This is a genomic window from Pseudomonas sp. (assembly GCF_030696055.1).
In the GTDB taxonomy this organism is placed as follows: Bacteria; Pseudomonadota; Gammaproteobacteria; order Pseudomonadales; family Pseudomonadaceae; genus Aquipseudomonas.
Genome location: NZ_JAUYNP010000297.1, coordinates 19,962 through 42,089, shown reverse-complemented (window position 1 = coordinate 42,089; position 22,128 = coordinate 19,962). Strand labels below are relative to the sequence as shown.

The 22,128-nt window shown below is 63.5% G+C and carries 18 protein-coding genes and 1 tRNA gene; 10 read left to right on the top strand and 9 right to left on the bottom strand.

Going from position 1 to position 22,128, the window contains the following annotated elements:
* A partial coding sequence (locus tag Q8Q83_RS17975; RefSeq protein WP_305625494.1) for a helix-turn-helix transcriptional regulator occupies positions 1 to 456 on the top strand: 456 nt, incomplete at its 5' end.
* Between the two features lie 73 nt (positions 457 to 529).
* Here the strand turns inward: Q8Q83_RS17975 and glp are convergent.
* On the bottom strand, positions 530 to 1,744 hold the full coding sequence (glp, locus tag Q8Q83_RS17970; protein ID WP_305625493.1) for a gephyrin-like molybdotransferase Glp: 1,215 nt from the start codon (positions 1,742 to 1,744) through the stop codon (positions 530 to 532).
* Positions 1,741 to 2,280 (bottom strand): molybdenum cofactor biosynthesis protein B, encoded by a 540-nt coding sequence (gene moaB, locus Q8Q83_RS17965; protein WP_305625492.1) that lies wholly within the window; start codon positions 2,278 to 2,280, stop codon positions 1,741 to 1,743. The genes glp and moaB overlap by 4 nt, the downstream gene beginning before the upstream one ends.
* A gap of 68 nt (positions 2,281 to 2,348) precedes the next feature.
* Here moaB and mobA point away from each other — a divergent pair, with 68 nt between their 5' ends.
* The 3 genes from mobA to Q8Q83_RS17950 all read left to right on the top strand — a co-directional run bounded on the left by mobA (position 2,349) and on the right by Q8Q83_RS17950 (position 3,441).
* On the top strand, positions 2,349 to 2,942 hold the full coding sequence (gene mobA / locus Q8Q83_RS17960) for a molybdenum cofactor guanylyltransferase MobA (RefSeq protein ID WP_305625491.1): 594 nt from the start codon (positions 2,349 to 2,351) through the stop codon (positions 2,940 to 2,942).
* 67 nt (positions 2,943 to 3,009) lie between these two features.
* Positions 3,010 to 3,231: a YgdI/YgdR family lipoprotein gene (locus Q8Q83_RS17955; RefSeq protein ID WP_305625490.1), complete on the top strand. Its 222-nt coding sequence runs from the start codon at positions 3,010 to 3,012 to the stop codon at positions 3,229 to 3,231.
* Between the two features lie 133 nt (positions 3,232 to 3,364).
* Positions 3,365 to 3,441 (top strand) — tRNA-Pro (locus Q8Q83_RS17950).
* A gap of 90 nt (positions 3,442 to 3,531) precedes the next feature.
* Here Q8Q83_RS17950 and Q8Q83_RS17945 read toward each other — a convergent pair.
* From Q8Q83_RS17945 to Q8Q83_RS17930, 4 genes are all read right to left on the bottom strand, one after another.
* Positions 3,532 to 4,416 carry a chemotaxis protein CheV gene (locus Q8Q83_RS17945; protein ID WP_305625489.1) on the bottom strand — a complete coding sequence of 295 codons (885 nt, stop codon included), beginning with the start codon at positions 4,414 to 4,416 and terminating at the stop codon, positions 3,532 to 3,534.
* A gap of 59 nt (positions 4,417 to 4,475) precedes the next feature.
* Positions 4,476 to 4,712 (bottom strand): glutaredoxin family protein, encoded by a 237-nt coding sequence (locus tag Q8Q83_RS17940; protein WP_305625488.1) that lies wholly within the window; start codon positions 4,710 to 4,712, stop codon positions 4,476 to 4,478.
* 49 nt (positions 4,713 to 4,761) lie between these two features.
* Positions 4,762 to 5,931 (bottom strand): DUF5610 domain-containing protein, encoded by a 1,170-nt coding sequence (locus Q8Q83_RS17935; protein ID WP_305625487.1) that lies wholly within the window; start codon positions 5,929 to 5,931, stop codon positions 4,762 to 4,764.
* A 170-nt stretch (positions 5,932 to 6,101) separates the two neighbouring features.
* Positions 6,102 to 7,310 carry an ammonium transporter gene (locus tag Q8Q83_RS17930; RefSeq protein ID WP_305625486.1) on the bottom strand — a complete coding sequence of 403 codons (1,209 nt, stop codon included), beginning with the start codon at positions 7,308 to 7,310 and terminating at the stop codon, positions 6,102 to 6,104.
* A 507-nt stretch (positions 7,311 to 7,817) separates the two neighbouring features.
* On the opposite strand from Q8Q83_RS17930, the gene Q8Q83_RS17925 reads away from it, so the two are divergent.
* Positions 7,818 to 8,981, top strand: a complete 1,164-nt coding sequence (locus tag Q8Q83_RS17925; RefSeq protein ID WP_305625485.1) for an EAL domain-containing protein — start codon at positions 7,818 to 7,820, stop codon at positions 8,979 to 8,981.
* Positions 8,982 to 9,021: 40 nt separating this feature from the next.
* On the opposite strand, the gene Q8Q83_RS17920 is transcribed toward Q8Q83_RS17925, so the two are convergent.
* Positions 9,022 to 10,317: an MFS transporter gene (locus tag Q8Q83_RS17920; protein WP_305625484.1), complete on the bottom strand. Its 1,296-nt coding sequence runs from the start codon at positions 10,315 to 10,317 to the stop codon at positions 9,022 to 9,024.
* A 161-nt stretch (positions 10,318 to 10,478) separates the two neighbouring features.
* Positions 10,479 to 10,856: a DoxX family protein gene (locus tag Q8Q83_RS17915; RefSeq protein WP_305625483.1), complete on the bottom strand. Its 378-nt coding sequence runs from the start codon at positions 10,854 to 10,856 to the stop codon at positions 10,479 to 10,481.
* A gap of 334 nt (positions 10,857 to 11,190) precedes the next feature.
* Between Q8Q83_RS17915 and Q8Q83_RS17910 the strand changes: the two genes are divergently transcribed.
* The 3 genes from Q8Q83_RS17910 (at position 11,191) to Q8Q83_RS17900 (ending at position 16,903) form a co-directional block, all read left to right on the top strand.
* Positions 11,191 to 12,522, top strand: coding sequence for a deoxyguanosinetriphosphate triphosphohydrolase (locus tag Q8Q83_RS17910; protein WP_305625482.1), 1,332 nt, complete (start codon positions 11,191 to 11,193; stop codon positions 12,520 to 12,522).
* A gap of 3 nt (positions 12,523 to 12,525) precedes the next feature.
* Positions 12,526 to 13,590: an FUSC family protein gene (locus Q8Q83_RS17905; protein WP_305625481.1), complete on the top strand. Its 1,065-nt coding sequence runs from the start codon at positions 12,526 to 12,528 to the stop codon at positions 13,588 to 13,590.
* A gap of 358 nt (positions 13,591 to 13,948) precedes the next feature.
* The gene (locus Q8Q83_RS17900) at positions 13,949 to 16,903 is read left to right on the top strand and encodes an HD domain-containing phosphohydrolase (protein WP_305625480.1); all 2,955 of its coding nucleotides are present in this window, start codon (positions 13,949 to 13,951) and stop codon (positions 16,901 to 16,903) included.
* A 196-nt stretch (positions 16,904 to 17,099) separates the two neighbouring features.
* Here the strand turns inward: Q8Q83_RS17900 and Q8Q83_RS17895 are convergent, their stop codons facing one another.
* A complete protein-coding gene (locus tag Q8Q83_RS17895; RefSeq protein ID WP_305625479.1) occupies positions 17,100 to 17,441 on the bottom strand; it encodes a YggL family protein in 342 nt (113 codons plus the stop codon).
* Between the two features lie 235 nt (positions 17,442 to 17,676).
* Between Q8Q83_RS17895 and dacB the strand changes: the two genes are divergently transcribed.
* Together dacB and Q8Q83_RS17885 are read left to right on the top strand one after the other, a co-directional pair.
* Positions 17,677 to 19,125: a D-alanyl-D-alanine carboxypeptidase/D-alanyl-D-alanine-endopeptidase gene (gene dacB / locus Q8Q83_RS17890; RefSeq protein WP_305625478.1), complete on the top strand. Its 1,449-nt coding sequence runs from the start codon at positions 17,677 to 17,679 to the stop codon at positions 19,123 to 19,125.
* A 238-nt stretch (positions 19,126 to 19,363) separates the two neighbouring features.
* A complete protein-coding gene (locus Q8Q83_RS17885; protein WP_305625477.1) occupies positions 19,364 to 22,120 on the top strand; it encodes a hybrid sensor histidine kinase/response regulator in 2,757 nt (918 codons plus the stop codon).
* Positions 22,121 to 22,128: the final 8 nt, after the last annotated feature.

The window sequence follows — 22,128 nt, the reverse complement described above, 5'->3', positions numbered from 1 at the left end:
AACGCCCTGCTGGTGCCTTTGGAATACCTCGGCGTGCCGCTGCGCCAGGCCGACGCCAACCTGCTGCGTACCCTGGAAGAACACGCCCTGACCCTGATGGCCGGGTTGGACGATGACGAGCCGCTGCCGCGCCGGGTGAAGAACGCCCTGCGTCTGCTGCTCAAGGATGGTTTGCCGCGCAAGGAGCGGGTGGCGGAGAAATTCAATATGACGGTGCGCACCCTGCAGCGTCATCTGCAACTGGCCGGCACCAGCTACCAGCAGATACTCGATGAACTGCGCCAGGAACTGGCCGAGCACTACCTGCTGCGCAGCGACCTGGCGATTCAGGATATCGCCTGCTACCTGGGCTTTACCGAGTCGCGCTCTTTCCACCGCAGCTTCAAGACCTGGACCGGGCAGACCCCGGGCGAGTTTCGCGAAAGCCAACGCCAGGCGGCGCAGCTCAAGCCGTAGGATGGGCCGCGCAGCGGCGTAACCCATCAATGGCCAGATGGGTATCGCTGCGCTCAACCCATCCTACGACGTCCTACCCGAGTATTTCGCTTAGGGGGATAAAGCGCAGGCTATCGCCCTCGCTCAAGGTGGTATTTTCCAGCACCTCGGCCAAGCCCTCGGCCCAGGCTGCGCTGCGTAGCACGCCGGAACTCTGGTTCGGATAGGGCACCACCCGGCCATTTTCCAGGCGCGCGCGCAGGTATTCGCGGCGGTTGCCCGGCTTGCTCCAGATGAAGCCGGCCGGCATCGGGAAACCCAAGGGCTCGACCCGCTGCACGCCCAGACGGCGCAGCAGATAAGGCCGCGCCAGCAGGCCGAAAGTCACCAGGGTCGAAGCCGGATTGCCCGGCAGGCCGATCACCGGCACACCGCGAAACTGCCCGCAAGTCAGCGGCTTGCCTGGTTTGATCGCCAGCTTCCACAGCGCCAGCTCGCCCTCTTCGCGCAGGGCCAGGCCAAGGAAATCCGCCTCGCCCACCGATACGCCGCCGGTCGACAGAATCAGGTCGACGCCACTCAGGGCGCCCAGCGCCGCACGGGTCAGCTCCAGGTCGTCGGCCAGGATGCCGCCATCCACCACCTCGCAGCCCAGACGCTGCAACCAGGCGATCAGCAGGCGGCGGTTGCTGTTGTAGATTTGCCCGGGGCCAAGCGGCAGTCCCGGTTCGATCAGCTCATCGCCGGTGGACAATACCGCCACCCGTGGGCGCCGCCGCACACTCAGCTCGGCACAACCCAGCGAAGCCGCCAACCCCAGCTCGATCGGGCCCAAACGGCTGCCGGCCGGCAGCACGGAATCGCCGATACGGGTTTCCTGACCCTGGGCGCGCACATTCTGGCCCAGGCGCAAAGGCTCGCTAAAGGCCACCCGGCCATCCGCGCCGAGCACGGCGTTTTCCTGCATCTCCACCGTATCGGCGCCCTGGGGCAGCGGCGCGCCGGTAAAGATCCGCGCGCAAGTGCCGGGCTGCAGCGGCTCGGGCGCGCTGCCTGCCTGGATGCGCTGGCTGACCACTAGCGGTTCGCCCGTCCAGTCGGCCAGGCGCAGGGCGTAACCGTCCATGGCGCTGTTGGCCCAGGGCGGCAAATCCAGCTTGGCGATCAAGGGTTCGGCCAGCACCCGGCCATCGGCTGCGCTCAGGCTGACTTGCTCGATCTCGCCAATGGCACTGGCCTCGGCCAGCGCCAGCAAGCGCTGCAGCGCCGCCTCGACCGGCATCAGCCCAGGCTTGTCACAGCCGCTCATCCACGGCTCTCGCAGGCCGCCACTTGCTTCAGGTGCGGAACGAAATTGCAGGGACGATGGCGGGCATCCAGTTGCTCACCGAGGATGCCATCCCAGGCGGTACGGCAGGCATTGGTCGAGCCCGGCAGACAGCACACCAAGGTGCCGTTGGCCAAGCCGGCCAAGGCGCGGGATTGAATGGTCGAGGTGCCGATATCGGCCACGGAAATCTGCCGGAACAGCTCGCCGAAACCATCGACCTGCTTGTCCAACAAGCAGGCCACGGCTTCCGGGGTACTGTCACGGCCGGTAAAGCCGGTGCCGCCGGTGATCAGCACCACCTGCACCTGATCCTCGGCAATCCAGGTCGCGACCTGGGCGCGAATCTTGTACAGGTCGTCCTTCAGCAAGACCCGCGCCGCCAGGTTGTGCCCGGCCGCTTGCAGGCGGTCGACAAACAACTGGCCGGAGGTGTCGGTGTCCAGGCTGCGGGTGTCGCTGACGGTGAGAACGGCAATATTCAGGGGCACGAAGGGTGCGTCGGCCTTGTGGCTCATGGCAGGCTTCCGGTTATGGGCGATAATGCCCGCATTTATATCACAGGCCCATCCCAGGAGGCTCTGCCATGCCCGCTAGCCCTGCTCTACCCAGCTGTTCCGTATTGCTCTTGGCGGGCGGCCGCGGACAACGCATGGGCGGCCAGGACAAGGGCCTGCTCGACTGGCAAGGCCGCCCCCTGATCGCCTGGCTGCATGCCTTAGCGCGGCCCCTGACCGATGATCTGATCATCTCCTGCAACCGCAACGCCGAGCGCTACGCACCCTACGCCGACCGCCTGGTGGCGGATGAGGTGGCCGACTTCCAGGGTCCCTTGGCCGGCATTCGCGCGGGGCTTAAAGTCGCCCGCCACCACTGGCTGCTGGTGCTGCCCTGCGATGCCCCGGGTCTCGACCTGGCGCTGCTGCAGGCCTTGCTCAGCCAAGCGGGCGAACGAGCGGTAGTGGTGCGTCAGGGCCAGTACCTGGAACCTTTGTTCTGCCTGATTCCACTGGCCCTGGCGCCCGCACTCGAGCGAGCCTGGCAAGCCGGCGAACGCAGCCCGCAGCGCTGGCTGCGTTCCATCGATCCCCTGACCGTCGATTGCCCAGCCGAAGATCCGCGCCTGGCTAACCTGAACACCCCCGAGCTGTTGAGTACGCCCACTACTAGCGGTGGTTAACAGGGAACTTGGCGGCCAAGGCCTCGTCTTACAAGAGTAAAAGCCTCTAAAACCCAAGGAGATTCAAATGATCCAGCGAACCATTCCGGCCCTCTTGCTCGCCCTGGGGCTGGTCACTCTGGCAGGTTGCGCAGCGCCCTCGGTGATCACCCTGAATGACGGCCGCGAGATCCAAACCGTGGACGAACCTGTCTTCGACGAAGAGTCGGGTTTCTATGAGTTCGAGCAACTCGACGGCAAACCTGCCAAGGTCAACAAGGACCAAGTGCGCACGGTCAAAGAGCTGTAATTCTTGCGCCCCTCAGGCGCCCCCATGCCGCCATGGCGTGGCGCCTGAGGCCGGCCGAGCGCTCTGCCGTTTTAAAAAATTCGCCCCTAACCCCTTGTGTAACAAAACTTTTTGAGTACAATCTCAACTTATTCGGAGTGTAGCGCAGCTTGGTAGCGCGTCTCGTTCGGGACGAGAAGGTCGCAGGTTCGAATCCTGTCTCTCCGACCATTTCCCAGTCTTGAGTAGCTCACACTGAGCATCCAAGACCCACAAAAAAGCCCGCTAATTGCGGGCTTTTTTGTGGCCGACTAAAACCCATCAATTCAGGCTTTCAAACGCGCGCACCAAAGCCTTGCTCAGGTCGATGGTGGAGAACTTGGTCAGCACATCGTTGGCCCCCACCGCCTGGGCTTTTTCGGTATTCATAGTGCTGTCCAATGAGGTGTGCAGCAGCACATAGGTCTGACCGATGTCCGGGTGTTTGCGGATAGTGCGCACAAGGTCATAGCCATCCATCTCTGGCATCTCGATATCCGACACCAGCACTTCTATCGGCCGCCCGGCTGCATGCTCCGCCAGCAATAGCGCCAAGGCACTAGCGGCGCTTCTGACCATCTGACAGTCCAGTTCCAGCTTGCGCAGGGTGATCATGGTCTGGTGCAGGGCCACATGAGAGTCATCCACCACCAGCACGCGGCGCCCCCTGAGCAGACTGCGCTCGCTTTCCGACAGCAGCTGCTCATCGAGGTCTTCGACTATTGCCGGCGCGAGCTCGTGCAATACCTTCTCGATATCGAGTATCTGCACTATCTTGCCGTCGATCTGGGTCACCCCGGTGATAAAGGCTTTGCCGCCGGAACCTGCGGGTGGCGGACGCACATCGCGGGTATAGCACTGCACTATGCGCTCAACGCTTTGCACGTGCAGGCCCTGACGCGAGCGGCTGAGTTCGGTGACTATCAGACAGCCATCGCGGCTATCACTGACGCCCTGCTCGCCAATCGCGCGGGCCAGGTCGATCACCGTCAAGGCCGAACCGCGCAAGGTAGCCACGCCACGCACATGGGGATGGCGACTGGGGAGCTTGGTCAAGGGCGGGCATGGAATGATTTCCTGAACCTTGAGCAGGTTAATCCCCAACAAACGACCACTGTGCAAGCGAAACAACAGCAGCGACAAGGCATCACCCAGCACCATGCTCATTGCTCTTCATCCTTTAATAATTCAATGACCCAGCTGCCCGGCAGATCGCGCCGGCAGGCTTAACGCAGGAAGTCCACAACTTGCTCGGCCTCGAATGGCCAGCTCAGCTCGGCGCCGGTATCGCTGCGGCGCAGCACAGGTATGCGCAGGCCGTAGTGTTCGAGCCAGCCTTCTTGTTCGGCGATATCCACCACTTCAACCAGCAAACCGTGCTCGACAAAAGGCATCAGTAACGCCTCGGCCACCTCACACAGGTGGCAGCCGAGGGTACCGAATAATTGACATTCCGGGAGCATCTGTACGCCTCAACTATCTGCTAAGCGTACAGTCTAGCATCGCCTTGGATCAGGCCGCGGGTGCCTCGCCGGCATTCTGCAGCTGCTCATCGAGCAAGGCTTGCAGGCCATCGAGCAGACGGCTGTTGAGCTTCTCGGCCTTTTCCAGACGTTTGCTGTCGAAACGCTCATCCAGGGCAAAACCGCCCTTGAGCAAGTCAGACAGGCTGCCCTTGCCGTCCTCGCTGACCTGGCTGGCACTGCGCAATGCCTCCAGCAGACCCTGGGCATAATCGAGCAAGCTGCTATTGACCGCACTGGCGGCCTGACCACCCTGCTCAGCCACCGCACTGTAGGCGTCGGTGGCTTGGCGCACGCTGGTCTGCGTCAGGCGCAGGGACATGGAGGCAAGTTGCTCGCCATCCATATCCAAGGCCATGGCCCGATCAAACGCCCCGCTCAGATCACCGGCGTAGAACTTGTCGGACAGCTCCTGCACCTGGCCGAAGAGTTTCTCCAGGGCCTCGCGCTCTTGCTCATCCAACTCGCCTTCGATGCTGACCTGCCAACCACCGATCTGCAGGCTGCCCGATTGACTGCCGGCCACCAGCGCACTGCCGTTGCCATCGCTCGTGGCAGCGACGCCGCTTTGCGACCAGTTGGCCGAGGCCTGGGCGATGGAGATGCGCAGGCGATCGCCGTCACGGGTGGTCACCGCCATCTCGAAGGTTTCTGCCTGGGCGGCAAAGCGTTCGCTGTAGGCGGCCACTGCGGCGGAACCGGAGGTGCCGGTACTGTCGGTGTCAGGCTCTGCGGCAGGATTGAAGCGCTTATCCAGATCGGCAAAACCGTCCTGGATACGCTGATAGGTGTCGTCGATATCAGTGGCCACCTTGCCTTGCAAGACGCCCATGCCATCGAGAATCTTGCGCGCCTCGGCAAAGCCTTGTTCCACACCGCTGCGCGCTTGCTCCAGCAGGCCTTGCAGCTTACTGGTATCGGCCCCCGCGGCCTTCTCACTTTCTAGGCGCTGCTCGATAAAACCGAGAATGCGCCCGGCCACTTTTTCCGGGCTGTAGTCATCCGCCTTGCCGACCAGGGAGCCCGGCGGCAAGCCCAGCCGCTCGGCCAGGCGATTGGCCAACACCGCATGGGCATCGGCGGCATTGCGCACGGCAGGCTGGACGTTGCTAGAGGATGGACGTGATACGGCGGGTGAAAGTGAGGCCAGGGGAGTCATGGCAAAGTACCTAGGCGGTGTATCTGATTGGTTGACGGCCGTAATGGATAAAACTTTAGCCATAGGTTTGTAGGCGCCGATCAACGGTATTACGCGGCCAGACGACCTAAAGCCAGCTCAACAAAAAACCCGGCACTGCGCCGGGCTTCTTTATGTCGTGCGAACAGCCATCAGTCCTGGCTAAGCGCACCTATCTTATGCACCGACAGGTCGGCGCCGTAGTATTCCTCTTCCTGGGTCAGGCGAATGCCTACCGAGACTTTCAGCACGCCATACACCAGGAAACCACCCACCAGCGCCACCAGCACGCCCAAGGCGGTGCCGGCGAACTGGCTGGCCAGGCTGACGCCGCCCAGGCCGCCGAGCGCTTGTTGGCCGAAGATGCCGCAGGCGATGCCGCCCCACACCCCGCACAGACCGTGCAGCGGCCAGACGCCGAGCACATCGTCGATTTTCCATTTGACCTGGGTCGCGGTGAACGCCCAGACAAACAGGCCACCGGCGATAGCCCCGGTCACCAGAGCCCCCACCGGATGCATCAGGTCGGAGCCGGCGCAGACCGCCACCAGACCGGCCAGCGGGCCATTGTGCAGGAAGCCCGGGTCATTGCGCCCAACCAGCAGGGCCGCCACCGTGCCGCCGACCATGGCCATCAGGGTGTTGACCGCCACCAGGCCGCTGACGCTGCCCAGGGTCTGCGCGCTCATCACGTTGAAGCCGAACCAGCCGATAATCAGAATCCACGAGCCCAGGGCCAGGAACGGAATATTCGATGGGGCGAAGGCCACCAGACGCCCGTCGCGATAACGGCCATCGCGGCGGCCCAGCAGAATCACCGCGCCGAAGGCCAGCCAGCCGCCCACCGCATGCACCACCACCGAGCCGGCGAAGTCATGGAAGGCCGCGCCGAACTGCGCCGTCAGCCAGGCCTGTACGCCGAAGTTGCCGTTCCAGATCAGGCCCTCGAAGAAGGGGTAGACGAAGGCCACGATCAGCACGGTGGCGCACAGCTGCGGGCCGAACTTGGCGCGCTCGGCGATGCCACCGGAAATGATCGCCGGAATCGCCGCGGCGAAGGTCAGCAGGAAGAAGAACTTCACCAGGCCATAGCCATTGCCTGCGGTCAGCACGCTGGCCGGCTCGAGGAAGGTCACCCCATAAGCGACCCAGTAACCGACAAAAAAATACGCCAGGGCCGAGACCGCGAAGTCGGAGATGATCTTCGACAAGGCGTTGACCTGGTTCTTCTGCCGCACCGTGCCGACCTCGAGGAAGGCGAAGCCGGCGTGCATGGCCAGCACCATGACGGCGCCGAGCAGAATAAACAGGGTATTGGAGCCGTGAATCAGGGTTTCCACAGCACTGTTGAGGTTTTCCATCTACGAAGAAAACTCCGTCGCAGGGAAAAAGCACCAAAGCGGACCACAAACAACCATCAGCGCACCACAAGGCAGCACAAATCGCGTTCCATTCCACCGCAGACAATCGGGCCCGGCACCATAGTGGTGCCTGAGCGGATCGACTCCGAGGTACTTAATCCATAGTTATTAAGGGGGTTGTTGGCGCATCACGGCGTCCTGGCCAAATCCCTCACAGCCCCATAAAAGAGCAGACCAGTGAAGAAGCGCACCAACCTAATGCAAGCGCTATACCAGCCGAGGGCCAGGCCACCTGGCATTTAAGCAAGAAGGAACCCTTACCGCCCCCAGCGTCGATAGCTCGCAGCGGCGCTTTGCCGGTGCCCTGCTCGGGTGCAATCCACCTCGGCGTCCAGACCCCGCCACGACTAAAGAGGCAGACGCGCAGGCTAAGCCTGGCCACGATCTTGCTTAGGCGATAGCTGCGCCACCTGCCGGGGGCGTTCTGCTTGCCTAAGGATTTGCTCGGTGTTCGACGGTCAACCCCTCGCTGTCTTTCAACCCTTTATCGACACCGCCACCGGCCGCATCGCCGGTGTCGAGGCGCTGGCCCGCTTGCGCGACGCGGATGGCCGCCTGCATTCCGCCGGCCCGCTGTTCAGCGACCCTAAGACCCCGCCGGCCGCCTTGCGCCGCCTCGACCGCGCGGTGCGCGAGCAAGCCCTGGCGCGCTTTCACCAAGCCCCGCCGGACTGGTTTCTCAGCCTGAATATCTCACCGCGCTGGATCAGCCGGCTACGCCCCGAACAACCCCTGCCCAGCCTCAAACAGTTGCAGCGCAGCGGCATAGACCCGACGCGTATCGTCTTTGAAATCACCGAACTGGGCGGCGCCACCCTGCGCTTGCCGCGGGTGGTCGAGCGTTATCGCGAAGCCGGCGCGCGCATCGCCATCGATGACTTTGGCGCCGGTTATTCCCAGCTCGATCGGGTGCTGGCGCTGCAGCCGGACATCCTCAAGCTGGACATGCGCCTGTTCCAGCAGGCCGCCCGGGGCGGGCCGAGCAGCGAAGTGGTCAAGGCCCTGGCGCAGATGGCGGAAAAGACCGGTTGCTGGATCATCGCCGAAGGGGTGGAAACCGAAGCCGAACTGGACTTCGCCCTGGAGTGCGGCGCGCGCTACGTGCAGGGTTATCTGTTCGCCAGACCCGAGCAGGAGTTCTTCGACAGCGCTGCCTTCGTCCAACGCTTCGCCCAACTGCGCGACCACTATGTTCAGCAGAAACTCGCCGAACGCGCCCGCTTGATGAACCTGCGCCAGCAACTCGGCGAGCTGATGAACAGCTTTAAACACTGGGTCGAGGCCGGCTCACCAGTCAGCCAACTGCCACTGCCGCATGCCGCGCCCTGGCTGCTGCGCATCTACCAATGCGACCGCCACGGCACCCAGCTCAGCGCCAACCTAGAACGCCGCGACGACAGCTGGCACAGCGACTCCCGGTATATCGGGCATAACTGGTCATGGCGGCCCTACTTCTACCAGCTGCTCGCCGAAGGCTGGGATGAGCGCCGACTGATCCTCTCCAACACCTACCGCGACGCCACCACCAACCAGTACTGCCTGACCGCCGGGCAATTTATCGACAACGGCAAGCGGCTATTGCTGATGGATATAGATGCGGCGGGGTTGTGATGGCGCGTCTGCTGCCAGGCCTGGCCCCGCGGCGCCGGCCTCAGTCCGCTGCGGTCTCCATGGCGGCCCGCCGGCCGCGGGCAACGTCGATCCCGCTCAGCAGCAGCAAGCCCACGACGAAGTAGCTGCCGGTGATCAGCATCGCCAAGCGGTGGTCGCCCCCGCTCAGCCAGGACACCAGGCCGTAGGTGATCGGGCCGAGGATCGCCGACAGCTTCACCGCCAACCCCCACAGGCCGAAGAACTCGGCCCGCCGCGCCGCCGGGCTGAACAGGCCGACCATTGCGCGCCCGGCCGACTGGCTCGCGCCCAGGCACAGCCCAGCCAGGTTGGCCGACAGCCAGAACAACCCCGCCCCCTGGGCGAGCCAGGCCAGCAGGATCATGAGGATCCAGCCCGCCAGCGTCGCGGCGAGCGCCGGCAGGTGACCGATGCGGTCCTGTACGTAGCCGAAGCCGAACGCGCCAGCCGCCGCCGTGAGGTTGACCACGAAGATCAGCTGCAGCGTGTCCTGGGTGGTGAAATGCATCGCCTGCTGGGCATAGATGGCGGCCAGCGTGATCACCGCCTGGATGCCCGCCTGGTAGAACAGGATGCAGATCAGCAACCGGCGCATATCGCGGTAGTGGCCAGCCTGGCGGATGGTCCGGGCCAGGCGGCCGAACGCCTCGCCGACCAGGCCGCGGCTGGCCGGGTGGCCTTGGGCTGGCGCCCGCTCGCGCAGGAACAGAAAGGTCGGCAGGCTGGCCAGGGCGAACACGGCGGCGGTGATCCACAGGGTCACCGGGACAAACTCGCTCGCCGCCAACCCTTGGCCCTGGGCCCAGGTCACATACGCCAGACACAGCCCCAGCGTGCACAGCCCGCCCAGATAACCCAGGCTCCAGCCCCAGCCGGACACCTTGCCCAGGCTATCGGCCGGCGCCAGTTCCGGCAGGAAGGCGGCGATGAGGTTTTCGCCGCTGCCGAAGAAGAAGTTGGACAGTGCCACCAGCAGCATCCCGAGCAGCAAGTCGCCGGGGCCGACACTGGACAGCGCCGCGGTACCGGCCACGCAACCCAGGGTGGTGGCGACCAGCAAGCGCTTCTTGGCGCCATGGGCATCGGCATAAGCCCCGAGCATCGGAGCCGTCAGCATGATCAGCGCGTAGGACACGCCCAGCGCGCCGGTCCAGGCCAAAGACGCCCAGGGCTGGTTGCCCGCGACCTGCGCCACGAAGTAGGCGTTGAAGACGGCGGTGATGACCACGGTGGTGTAACCGGAGTTGGCGAAGTCGTACATCGCCCACGCCCAGGCTTCACGGCCGCGCACGCCTGGCGCCAGCGCCTGGCTCATGGGACCTCCTTAGCGGCAAGGGAGGCAAAAAGGCGCCGCGGCGAGGGCCGGCGGGCGGATTGATCGTTCAGCTACGGCCCACCCTGGACCTGCTTGGAAAATAAATCCGTCCCCGCATCCCAAGTCACCTCGCCTACGCATTCGGCGTCGGCTCGCGCCTGTTACCCGGCGCGCTTGGCATCGATGCTGTATGCACCAGCCCCTTGCACATAGAGCAGAAGAAAACCGCCGGCTATGGCGAAGTTTTTCATAAACATGATCATCTGCATTTGATCGCTGAAATTGCGGTGGAAGATCAGCGCCGCCACCAGACAGAATCCGCTCAGTAACAGAGCGGCCCAGCGGGTAAGGAAGCCAAGGATCACGGCAAGGCTGCCGCCAATTTCCAGCGCTATCACCAACGGCAACAGCACCCCGGGTACGCCCATGCTCTCCATATAGCCCTGCGTGCCGGCGTAGCCGGTGATCTTGCCCAACCCAGCCAGCAGAAAAATATGGCCGAGGAGCAGCCGTGCGACCAAGACGATTGCATTATTCATACAGCCTCCTGTTGCGAGAAAACCGCTTTATCTAGCGCCTAACATCGAGCTCACCGGCCTGCTTTTAGCGGCTGCGCTCCTGTTGGGGGGTGCTTAGGGATGAGCCACGCAACCCCGCGAAACCAGCCCAGTACTGGCGGGATGCCGCCACTCGCACCTGGGTGTGACCTTAGCAACGCTAAACGCCGCTCGCCACCCGCGACTCGATTGAGCCGTCGACAAGGCAGTGCCGGCCAACCAGAGCCGATGGCGCAGCAACGTCTGCAGGCTTGCAGCCAGACGCCAGAACCCCGAAGCTAGCCAGCAATAAGCCACCTGACGGCGAGGACCTGCTTTGGATTGGCAAACCCTGCTCAACCGCGAACGACTCGGCAAACCGACCCACAGCGTCGATGAGTTGGGCCGCACGCCCTTTCACAAAGACCACGACCGCATCATCTTCTCCGGGGCCTTTCGCCGTTTGGGGCGCAAGACCCAGGTGCACCCGGTGTCGAGCAACGACCATATCCACACCCGCCTGACCCACTCCCTGGAGGTCAGCTGCGTCGGCCGCTCCCTGGGCATGCGTGTCGGCGAGATGATCCGCGACGAGCTGCCCGAATGGTGCGCGCCGAGCGACCTGGGCATGGTCGTGCAATCGGCCTGCCTGGCCCATGACATCGGCAACCCGCCCTTCGGCCACTCGGGCGAAGATGCCATTCGCCACTGGTTCCAACAGGCCGACGGGCGCGGCTGGCTGGATTCGATGAGCGAGGCCGAGCGCGGCGACTTTCTCAGTTTCGAGGGCAACGCCCAGGGCTTTCGCGTGCTCACCCAGCTGGAATACCACCAGTTCGATGGCGGCACCCGCTTGACCTACGCCACTCTGGGCACCTACCTGAAATACCCCTGGACCGCCCGCCATGCCGAGGCCCAAGGCTACAAGAAGCACAAGTTCGGCTGCTACCAGAGCGAGCTGCCGCTGCTCGAGCAGATCGCCGGCAAACTGGGCCTGCCGCAACTGGAAGAACAGCGCTGGGCGCGCCATCCGCTGGTGTACCTGATGGAGGCCGCGGACGACATCTGCTACGGCCTGATCGACCTGGAAGACGGCCTGGAAATGGAGCTGCTCGACTACCGCGAAGTCGAGGCGCTGCTGCTCGACCTGGTCGGCGACGACCTGCCGGAAACCTACCGCCAGCTCGGCCCGGACGACTCCAAGCGGCGCAAGCTGGCGATCCTGCGCGGCAAGGCCATCGAGCACCTGACCAACGCCGCCGCCCATGCCTTTGTCGAGCAACAGCAGGCGCTGCTCAAAGGCACTCTGCAGGGCGATCTGGTCGAGCATATGCACGGCACCGCCAAGCGCTGCGTGCAAAGCGCCAAGGACATGGCGCGGCAGAAAATCTTCCAGGACAAGCGCAAGACCCTGCACGAGATCGGCGCCTACACCACCCTGGAGATTCTCCTCAACGCCTTCTGCGGCGCCGCCCTGGAGCAATATGGCGGGCGCACGCCGTCGTTCAAGCACAGGCGCATCCTCGACCTGCTCGGCAACAACGCCCCCGATCCGGACTGGCCGCTGTACAAGTCCTTCCTGCGCATGATCGACTTTATCGCCGGCATGACCGACAGCTACGCTACTGAGATGGCCCGGGAAATGACCGGCCGCTCGAGCCCGGTGTAAGCGATGAAGACAGCGCTCAAACAAGCCTTTAGCTGGCATGCCGGGCCACCCGCCTGGGGCCCGGCCATAGTCGCCGGCCTGGGCTGCGCCTTGCCGCTGCTGCTCGGCCTGTTCAGCGGTCACCCGGGCTTTCTCTGGGCCTCGGCCGGCGCCTACCAGGCCGCCCAGGCCAACCCGCTGCAGCGCCTGGGCATGCTACGCATGTTGCTGCTCTGTGGGCTGGGGGCCTGCAGCGCCGGGCTGGGCTTCTGGGCGGCCAGCCAGCCGCTGAGCAGCTTCTGGCTATTCGCCGCCTTCGGCTTCCTGCTCGCCTGGCTACAACGCTTCGGCAGCGAAGCCGGCAAGCTGGGCATAGGCCTGGCCATCTGCCTGTGCCTGGGCCAGGGCCAATACGGCCTGGGCAACCTGAACAACCCCTACGCCATCGCCATGCTGTTTATCCTCGGCGGCCTCTGGGTGATGCTGCTGGCCTTCGGCCTGCGCGGCCTGCATGGCCTGCGCATGTGGCCCTATATGCCGCGTTTTATCAGCATCTGCAAGGTGCTCAAGCGCCACGCCAAGCGCCTGCCGCAACAGCAATGGCGGCTGCACGCCTTCGGCTGCACCCTGGCCTTCGCCCTGGCCGGTTTGCTGGTCAACCTGGCGGAGTTGCAGCGCGGTTACTGGCTGACCCTGATAGTGGTCAGTACCCTGCAGCTGGATTTCCAGGGCAGCCTGGTGCGCGCCCTGCAATCGGTGCTGGCCAGCGTAGCCGCAGCCGGTCTGTTGGTCCTGCTTGGCCACAGCCTGCAGAACCCGGCCTTGATGGTCGCCACCCTGCTGCCGCTGATCTTCCTCAGCCGCGCCGTACAGGCCAACCACTACGGTTTGTTCGTGCTGCAGACCAGCCTGTGCTTCGTGCTGCTGGCGGAAAGCCTGGCGCAGGACTGGCAGCTGGCCCAGGGGCGCCTGCTCAATGCGCTGTTCGGCGTGGTGCTGGCGCTGCTGGTCGCCCTGCTGATCCATGGCCTGCGCCAGCTGTTGCTCAGCCGCAGCCAACGCACAGCGACCAAGCAGACGCAGCCCTGAGAACCTGTCTCGGATCTGCTGCGCGTCGGCGATACTGCGTTAAAAACAGCCTCGGCAAGCCGCTTGCGGCTAACGCGCTTTAGCGCGACCCGAAGGGCGAGTGAAACGAGTCATGCTCATTTACAACCCGTAAACTCCGCTCCCTCGGCGTTTTGACCAGCCTTCGGCTGTTACTACGTAGCGCCTTGTCTTGCTCTAGCTCGCGAGATCCGAAACAGATTCTGAGGGAGTTGCTTAGAACAGCTGGCAATAATAAAAGGACCTGTGCCGGCACTTTTAGCCGGCAAGCTGCCGCCCCTTCACTATGCTTGGCTGCATGCTTTGCAGCGAAGAGCTGCAAGATCAAGGAGTGAGGCGTATGCCCGAAAAAGTCCGCGCACGCGAGCGCCGTGTTCCGCTGCATATCCATATCAGTGCACTGTTCACCCTGCTGCTCCTGCTCACCGGCATCGCCCTCGGCGTCTTCAACTACAAGCAAACCACCCAGATCATCCTGTCCAGCAGCAGCACGCTGTTCCAACGCATCAAGCATGAAGTGCAGCAAGACCTGGTGCACACCTATCAGCCGATCCGCCATCTGCTCAGCCTGCTGGCCCTGCATGAGGCCACCCAAGCGACTGACCTGAAAGCGCGTCTGGCCTTGCTCCAGCCCATGGCCCAGGCCCTGCGCGATAACCCCAAGCTGGCGTCGCTGTACCTGGGCTATGCGGATGGCGACTTCTTTATGGTGCGACCGCTGCGCAGCGACATGCTCATACAGCGCTTCGATGCCCCGCCTAAGGCCGCCTATCAGGTCTGGTCGATCGATCGCAGCGGCACCGGCACCGGCATCGACGCCAACTACCTGTTCTACGATGACGCCCTGAACCTGCTCAGCCGGCGCCAGCGCCTCCAGGAAGATTACGACCCGCGCCAGCGCAGCTGGTACAGCAGTGCCCGCGCCGATGGCGGACAGATCACCACCGCGCCCTATGTGTTCTTTTCCACCGCCGAAGTTGGCACCACCTTGGCCAGACGAGCCGGGCCGACCACGGTGCTGGGAGCCGACCTGACCCTGGCGGATCTGTCCGACACCCTGGCCAAGCACAAGGTCACGGCCGCCACCGAGGTGATCCTGTTCGATCCCCAGGGCAATGCCGTGGCCTACCCGGGCACTGACCGCCTGGTGAGGATCGATGGCACGCCCCAGCTGACCCCGGTCAGCGCTCTCAGCCCGACCTTTGCCGCCCTGCTCGCCAACGGCCTGGATGCCCCGCAGGAGGAGGTACTGGAACTGCAGAAAAGACGCTGGGTGGTGTCGCGCAGCCATATGCAGGAAGGCGGCCCCCAGGGCCTGCACCTGGCCTTGCTGGTGCCGGAAGACGAGCTGCTGGCCGACGCCTATCGTATCCGCTGGCAAGGCGCGCTGGTGACCCTGACCACCCTGCTGCTGTGCCTGCCCCTGGGTTGGCTCAGCTCCAGAATTATCGCCAGACCCCTGCGCGCCCTGGTGCTGGAAGCCGAGGCGATCCGCCGCTTCGACTTCAGCTATCCGGCCAGCTGGCACTCGCCGGTGCTGGAGGTCGATCAACTGGCCGTGTCCATGGGCCATATGAAAGAGACCATTGCCAGTTTCCTGGAAATCGCCGCCAGCCTCTCCGCACAGACCCGCTTCGACGCGCTGCTCAAGCGCGTGCTGGAAGAAACCATGGAAATCAGCGAAGCCCATGGCGGCCTGATCTACCTGAGCGACAATGGCCAGCTGGAACCCCACGGCCTGATTATCCATGGGCAACCGCACAGCCTGGGCAAGCATGGTCTGGCCGACTACGACCTCGGTGACAAGCAGATACCCGACTGGCTGCGCCAGCCGGCCAGTGGCGGCGGCAGCACAGCCACCTCCATCGGCTTCGACCAGGCCGGCGACTTGCAGAGTCTGCTGCTGGCCCTCGACAGCCCGCGCGTGCACCTGGTCGCCACCGGGCTGCATAACCGCCAGGGCGACACCCTGGGCGTGCTGCTGTTGCTGCATCGCGACCAGGGCGAGGAGTCGGACCGGGCCATGCTGCGCCCCGAGCGCATCGCCTTCGTCGAAGCGGTGTCCGGGGTCGCGGCCCTGTGCATCGAGAGCCAGCGCCTGCTGGAACGCCAGAAGCAACTGCTGGATGCCTTTATCCAGCTGATCGCCGGCGCCATCGACGCCAAGAGCCCTTACACCGGCGGGCATTGCCAACGCGTGCCGGAAATCACCCTGATGCTCGCCCGCGCGGCCGCCGCCAGCGACGAACCGCCGTTCAGCGACTACCGGCCCAGCGACGAAGACTGGGAAGCCCTGCATATCGCCGCCTGGCTGCATGACTGCGGCAAGGTCACCACCCCGGAGTACGTGGTGGACAAGTCGACCAAGCTGGAGACCCTGTATGACCGCATCCATGAAGTGCGCATGCGCTTCGAGGTGCTCAAGCGCGACGCCTGGATCGACTACTGGCAAGGCTGTGCCCAAGGCGGCGCTGCCGCGCAACTGGCCGACCTGCGCGATGAGCTGCTGACCGCACTGGATGAGGAATTCGCCTTTGTCGCGCGCAGCAATCTGGGCGGCGAAGCCATGGCCGAAGCCGACCTGCAACGCCTGCAACAGATCGGCGCGCGCACCTGGCTGCGCACCCTGGATGACCGCCAGGGGGTGTCCTGGGAAGAAGGCCAACGCCAGGAACGCAACCCGCCCGCCGCGCTACCCGTCGTAGAACGCTTATTGGCCGACAAGCCCGAGCACCTGATCGAGCGGCCGGCCGCCGAGATCATCCCGGACGATAACCCCCTGGGCTTCAAACTCCAGGTGCCGCAGCACAAGTTCAATCGCGGCGAGTTGTACAACCTCAGCGTCACCCGCGGCACCCTGACGAGCGAAGAGCGCCATATCATCAACCACCACATAGTACAAACCATCCTGATGCTCGACCGCCTGCCCTTCCCGCCGCATCTGCAGAATGTCGCCGAGATAGCCGGCGGTCATCACGAGAAATTGGACGGCAGCGGTTACCCGAAGCGCCTGCGCCGCGAGCAGATGAGCCTGCCGGCGCGGATGATGGCGATTGCCGATATTTTCGAGGCGCTGACGGCGGTGGATCGCCCCTACAAGAAAGGCAAACTGCTCTCCGAGTCGCTGAATATCATGGCCGGCATGTGCCGGGGCGTGCACATAGATGCGCCGCTGTTCGGTTTATTCGTGCGCAGGCAGATCTACCGCGAGTATGCCGAGCGGTTTCTGGGCAGAGAACAGATAGATGAGGTTGACGAGGCAGCCGTATTGGCCAAGGCAGGCCTGACGAGCTGAGCAGGCCGTTGAAAAATGTAGGCGAGGCAGCCGAGACAAGGCAAAAACGGCCGAAAAAGCGCAGTTTACGTGTTGTAAATGAGCATTTTGAGGCCGTTTTTAACGCCGTATCGGCAACGTAGGTAGTTTTTCAACGGCCTGCTAGACAGCGAGGGGGAAACGGCGGAACAGGCGCGCGGTCCGTTCCGCCGACGGATCAGGCCTGATTGATCGGGCTGTCCGGGTACCACACATCCATCAACGGGCTGGCGCTGAAGTCGGTCAGTTCATTGCGGCCTTTCAGCCAGGCTTCAACGCTGGCGCGCTGTGCTTCATTGACCGAGCCACGCTTGCCCAGGCACACCAGACCGTAGTCATCGCCGCCCACATAGCCCAGGCTATTGGCGGTCATGGCGTCACGCAGGAACTGCTCAAGAAACGCATCGATGACTTCATCGGTCAGATCGTCTTTGAAGTTCAGGTTCAGCTCAAAACCCAGCTCCTGGAATTCATCCACGCAGAGTTTTTTGCGCAGACGGCGGGAACGGTTAGTAGCCATGGAACAATCCTCAAGAGTGATAACGCGCGGCACTCTAGCAGTTTCGCCGCCTGAGCGCCTGTTTCTCGGCCAACCACTCGGCGGGGCAGATAAAGAAAAAGCCCCGAGTAGCCCATGCACAAGCGCTCAATAGGCCCTAATTTGGGGCATAATTGCCCGCATCAGTCCTTCTCGCGCTGGGTTCCCTCTCCATGTCTCGCGTCACCTTTAACCCTCATCTGGAGGGTATCTGCCCATGATCAACTCCCTGCGTCATCTGGCCCTGACCGGTCTGCTGCTGTCCTTGGCTTTACCTGTGCCTGCGGCCGGCAACAGCTTGCCGAACAAGGTTCAGCAAGCGCTGAAAGCCAACAAGATCAGCACCCAATCGCTGTCGCTGGTCACCCTGCCGCTCAATGGTCCCGGCCACAGCACCTATTTCAATGCCGATGTGTCGGTCAACCCCGCTTCCACCATGAAGCTGGTGACCACCTATGCCGCGCTCGAACTGCTCGGCCCGACCCATCAGTGGAAAACCGAATTCTTCACCGACGGCCAGCTGAACGACGGCGTGCTCAACGGCAACCTGTACCTCAAGGGCGGCGGCGATCCCAAGTTGAATATGGAGAAGCTCTGGCTGCTGCTGCGCGACCTGCGCGCCAATGGCGTGCAACAGGTCACCGGCGACCTGGTGCTCGACCGCAGCCACTTCGTCCAGCCCGCGCTGCCCAGCTTCAACGATGATGGCGGCGACGCCAATAAGCCCTTCCTGGTGGCGCCCGACTCGCTGCTGATCAACCTCAAGGCGCTGCGCTTTATCGCCCGCACCGAGGGCGGCAAGGTGCATATCGCCGCCGAACCGCCGCTGACCAATATCCGCATCGAGAACCGCGTCAAAGCCTTGCGCGCGGCCAAATGCCCGGGCTGGCCGGATGTGCGTTACAACCCGGTGAGCGAGTTCGACGGCACCAAGGTCATAGTCACCGGCCAACTGGCCGAAGGCTGCAGCTCGCAGACCTACCTGTCGCTGCTCGACCACCCCAGCTACGCCGCCGGCGCCATCCGCGCCATCTGGCAGGAACTGGGCGGCAGCATAGCCGGCAAGGATCGCCTGGCCACCGTGCCGGCCAAGGCGCGCCTGCTGGCTCGGGCCTTCTCTCCGGACCTGGTGGAGATCATCCGCGATATCAACAAGTACAGTAACAACACCATGGCGCAGCAGTTGTTCCTCAGCCTCGGCGCGCAGTTTCGCAACGAAGCCGACCTGGACGACAGCAAGGCCGCACAACGGGTGATTCGCGCCTGGCTGGCGCGCAAGGGCATTACCGCACCGCACCTGGTGATGGAGAACGGCTCCGGGCTGTCGCGCGCCGAGCGGGTCAGCGCACGGGAAATGGCCACGCTGTTGCAGGCAGCCTGGCAGAGTCCCTATGCGGCCGAATTTATGAGTTCGCTGCCGCTGGTGGCCATGGACGGCACCATGCGCAAACGCTTGAAGCGCACGCCCTTGGTGGGCGAGGCGCACATCAAGACCGGCACCCTGAACAACGTGCGCGCCATCGCCGGTTACAGCCGCGACAGCAATGGCAACAGCTGGGCCGTGGTGGCCATCCTCAACGACCCCAGACCCTGGGGCGCATCGTCGATTCTCGATCAGGTGCTGATCGATCTGTACCGCCAGCCCAAGCTGAGCGCCCAGCGCTAAGGACTTGCCGTAGCGCCTCCGCCGACGCGCTACACCTTCTCGCCCGCCAACGCCTCGCCGCAGGTCAACCAAGCAGTGGAGCACCACGCCCCGATAGCACACACCGCCCCTGTTCCTAGAGGCGGGAAGCTGTTGCGCCAGCACCATCAGGATGCTTGAAGGCCAGCGCGCATGCGGGCAAAGTGCTATAGAGGAAAGGGGGCGGTTTGCCCCCGTATAAGAATAAAGAGGTTTGTGCATGCCTCGTATATGGCTGGCGCTGTTGTTGTACTGGCTGTGCGGCCCAGCCTGGGCGTTATCGCCGGCAATCCTGGACACTGCCGATTTGCGTCTGTCGCTGGGACCCGCCATGGGCTATGTGGAAGACCCCCGCGGCGAGTTGAAGGTGGACCAGGTCAACGCGCTGGGCGACGAAGGCTTTACCCCGGTGCCGGGCGAGCACGCCAACCTGGGTAAGAATGACTCGGTGTGGTGGTTCAAGGCCCAGCTGGACAACCGCCTGCAACAGGACTTGGCCGGCTACCTGGAAGTCAATTACCCGCTACTCGACCACGTGCAGGTGTTTCTCTCCACCGCCGATGGCCAGTGGCAGTTGCAGGAAAGTGGTGACCACTACGCCTTTTCCCAGCGCCCGGTACAGGTGCGCAACTTCTGGTTTCCAGTCAATCTGCCGCCTGGCGCCAACACTCTGCTGATTCGCGTCGACACCACCAGCACCATCTTCCTGCCTGTGTTCTTCAGCACCTACCATGCCAGCGCCGCCGCCCAGGAAAACCTGATGGGCATCAACGGTGCCTTCTACGGCGTGCTGTTCGCCATGTTCTGCTACAACCTGTTCCTGTTCATCTCGCTGCGCGAGCCGGCGTATTTCTGGTACCTGGTATACACCCTGAACATCGGCCTGTTCGGCGCCTGCTTCGACGGTTTGCTGTTCAAACTGCTGCCCGAGCATATCGCCTTCCAGTCGGTGAGCATCTACATCCTGATGTACCTGCATTGCCTCAGCGCCACCCAATTCAGCCGCCACTTCCTGCACACCCGCCAACATTTCCCGCGCCTGGACATGGGTCTGCGCCTGATGATGCTGCTGGTGGTCGGCTGCCTGCTGGCGCTGCCGCTGATCGGCTTGCAGATCTGGAACACGCTGGCCAGCCTGACCGTGCTGACGGTGTCCCTGGTGCTGCTGCTCAACGGTATCTACATCTGGCGCAAGGGCGTGCGCTATGGCTCCTACTACATATCCGCCTGGGGCATTCTGCTGGCCTCCTTTATCGTCGCCACCTCCGGCTCCCTGGGCATCGACTTCCTCGGCATCTACGGCGCGACCGTGATCAAGATCGGCGTCACCTTCGAGGTGATCACCCTGGCCATGGGCCTGGCCGACCGCATCAACCTGCTCAAGGAGGAAGGTTTCCAGTCGCGCCGTGCCGCCGAACAGGCGGAAATCGAAAGCCTGGCCAAGAGCCGCTTTCTGGCCAAGATGAGCCACGAGATCCGCACCCCGCTCAATGGCGTGCTGGGCATGTTGCAACTGCTCAAGGAAACCGCCCTGGATCGCAGCCAACGCTTCTATGTCGACACCATTTCCAGCTCGGGCAGCTCACTGATGGCTGTGATCAACGACATCCTCGATTACGCGCGCATCGAATCCGGCAAGCTCAGCCTGGAACATATCGACTTCGACCTGGAAGAGCTGATTTCCAGCACCTTCAGCCTGTTCACCGGCCAGGCCATGGACAAGCGCCTGCGCCTCTATCTGAGCCTGGAAGCTGGGGTGCCGCGACGCATTCAGGGCGACCCGACGCGGCTTAAACAGGTACTGATGAACCTGCTGAGCAATGCCCTCAAGTTCACCGCCGAAGGCCATGTGTCGCTGAATGTCTGCCGGCGCAATGACTCCCAGGGCACGCCGCACCTGGTTTTTTCCATCAGTGACAGTGGCATAGGCATCAGCGATCAGGCCCTGGCCCAGTTGTTCGAATCCTTCGCCCAGGGTGACTCCAGCACCACCCGGCGCTATGGCGGCAGCGGCCTGGGCCTGGCGATCAGCAAGGAGTTGGTGGAAATGATGGGCGGCCGTATCGAGGTGCAAAGCACGCCGGGGCAAGGCACTCGTTTCGCCTTCGATATCCCGCAAGCCGCCGAACCGATCCCGGCCGACCCCTTGAGCGAGCTGCTCAAAGGCCGCACCGCCCTGCTCACCTCCCTCGACGGCCTCGGTCTGGACGCCTTGAGCCGCCTGCTCGGGCGCTGGGGCATGCGCACCGAACGCTGCCAGAACCCGGAAAGCCTGCTCGGTTATCTGGAGGATTTCGCCGCACCCCCGCTGTTGGTGCTGATGGCGCCCTGGCCCGGCAGCATTCAGCATTGGCTGGACTCGCTGCGCCCGCTGCTGCAGCCCGGACAACGGGTCTTGCTGCTCTGCACCCCCGAGCAATCCCAGCAACTGCCCAGCAGCAGCGGTTTGCGCCTGCTCAGCCTGACACAGCCAGTGGCCATCACGGCCCTGCGCAGTGCACTGCAGGAGCTGTATGAAGAAGGGCGTAGCCCGGAAATAAAACCTCTGCCGCAGGTGCGCCACGACAGCAGCGGCGCCCCCTGCATCCTGGTCGCCGAAGACAACCCGGTGAACCAACTGGTGGTGCAAGGCTTCCTGAAAAAACGTGGCTATAACGTGCGCCTGGTCACCAACGGCCTGGCGGCGGTCAACGAGTACCAGCGCAACCCGGCGGCGACTCAGCTGATTCTGATGGACTGTGAAATGCCGGAAATGGACGGCTTCGAAGCCACCCGGCAGATCCGCCGCCTGGAGCGCCAACAGAAGCTTCCGGCAGTTCCCATAGTCGCGCTGACCGCGCATATCCTCGATGAACACCGCCAACATGGCAGCGAAGTCGGCATGAATGATTTTCTCGGCAAGCCGCTGGACAGCGCCAAGCTCTACAGCACCCTGGAGCACTACCTGCAGCAACCCGCAGCGGACACCGCGCTATAAGCAGTGGG

Excerpts from the sequence above, each read along its gene's own strand:
- glp (WP_305625493.1), bottom strand. The coding sequence starts at position 1,744 with ATGAGCGGCTGTGACAAGCCTGGGCTGATGCCGGTCGAGGCGGCGCTG.
- moaB (WP_305625492.1), bottom strand. The coding sequence starts at position 2,280 with ATGAGCCACAAGGCCGACGCACCCTTCGTGCCCCTGAATATTGCCGTT.
- mobA (WP_305625491.1), top strand. The coding sequence starts at position 2,349 with ATGCCCGCTAGCCCTGCTCTACCCAGCTGTTCCGTATTGCTCTTGGCG.
- Q8Q83_RS17955 (WP_305625490.1), top strand. The coding sequence starts at position 3,010 with ATGATCCAGCGAACCATTCCGGCCCTCTTGCTCGCCCTGGGGCTGGTC.
- Q8Q83_RS17945 (WP_305625489.1), bottom strand. The coding sequence starts at position 4,416 with ATGAGCATGGTGCTGGGTGATGCCTTGTCGCTGCTGTTGTTTCGCTTG.
- Q8Q83_RS17940 (WP_305625488.1), bottom strand. The coding sequence starts at position 4,712 with ATGCTCCCGGAATGTCAATTATTCGGTACCCTCGGCTGCCACCTGTGT.
- Q8Q83_RS17935 (WP_305625487.1), bottom strand. The coding sequence starts at position 5,931 with ATGACTCCCCTGGCCTCACTTTCACCCGCCGTATCACGTCCATCCTCT.
- Q8Q83_RS17930 (WP_305625486.1), bottom strand. The coding sequence starts at position 7,310 with ATGGAAAACCTCAACAGTGCTGTGGAAACCCTGATTCACGGCTCCAAT.
- Q8Q83_RS17920 (WP_305625484.1), bottom strand. The coding sequence starts at position 10,317 with ATGAGCCAGGCGCTGGCGCCAGGCGTGCGCGGCCGTGAAGCCTGGGCG.
- Q8Q83_RS17915 (WP_305625483.1), bottom strand. The coding sequence starts at position 10,856 with ATGAATAATGCAATCGTCTTGGTCGCACGGCTGCTCCTCGGCCATATT.
- Q8Q83_RS17905 (WP_305625481.1), top strand. The coding sequence starts at position 12,526 with ATGAAGACAGCGCTCAAACAAGCCTTTAGCTGGCATGCCGGGCCACCC.
- Q8Q83_RS17900 (WP_305625480.1), top strand. The coding sequence starts at position 13,949 with ATGCCCGAAAAAGTCCGCGCACGCGAGCGCCGTGTTCCGCTGCATATC.
- Q8Q83_RS17895 (WP_305625479.1), bottom strand. The coding sequence starts at position 17,441 with ATGGCTACTAACCGTTCCCGCCGTCTGCGCAAAAAACTCTGCGTGGAT.
- dacB (WP_305625478.1), top strand. The coding sequence starts at position 17,677 with ATGATCAACTCCCTGCGTCATCTGGCCCTGACCGGTCTGCTGCTGTCC.
- Q8Q83_RS17885 (WP_305625477.1), top strand. The coding sequence starts at position 19,364 with ATGCCTCGTATATGGCTGGCGCTGTTGTTGTACTGGCTGTGCGGCCCA.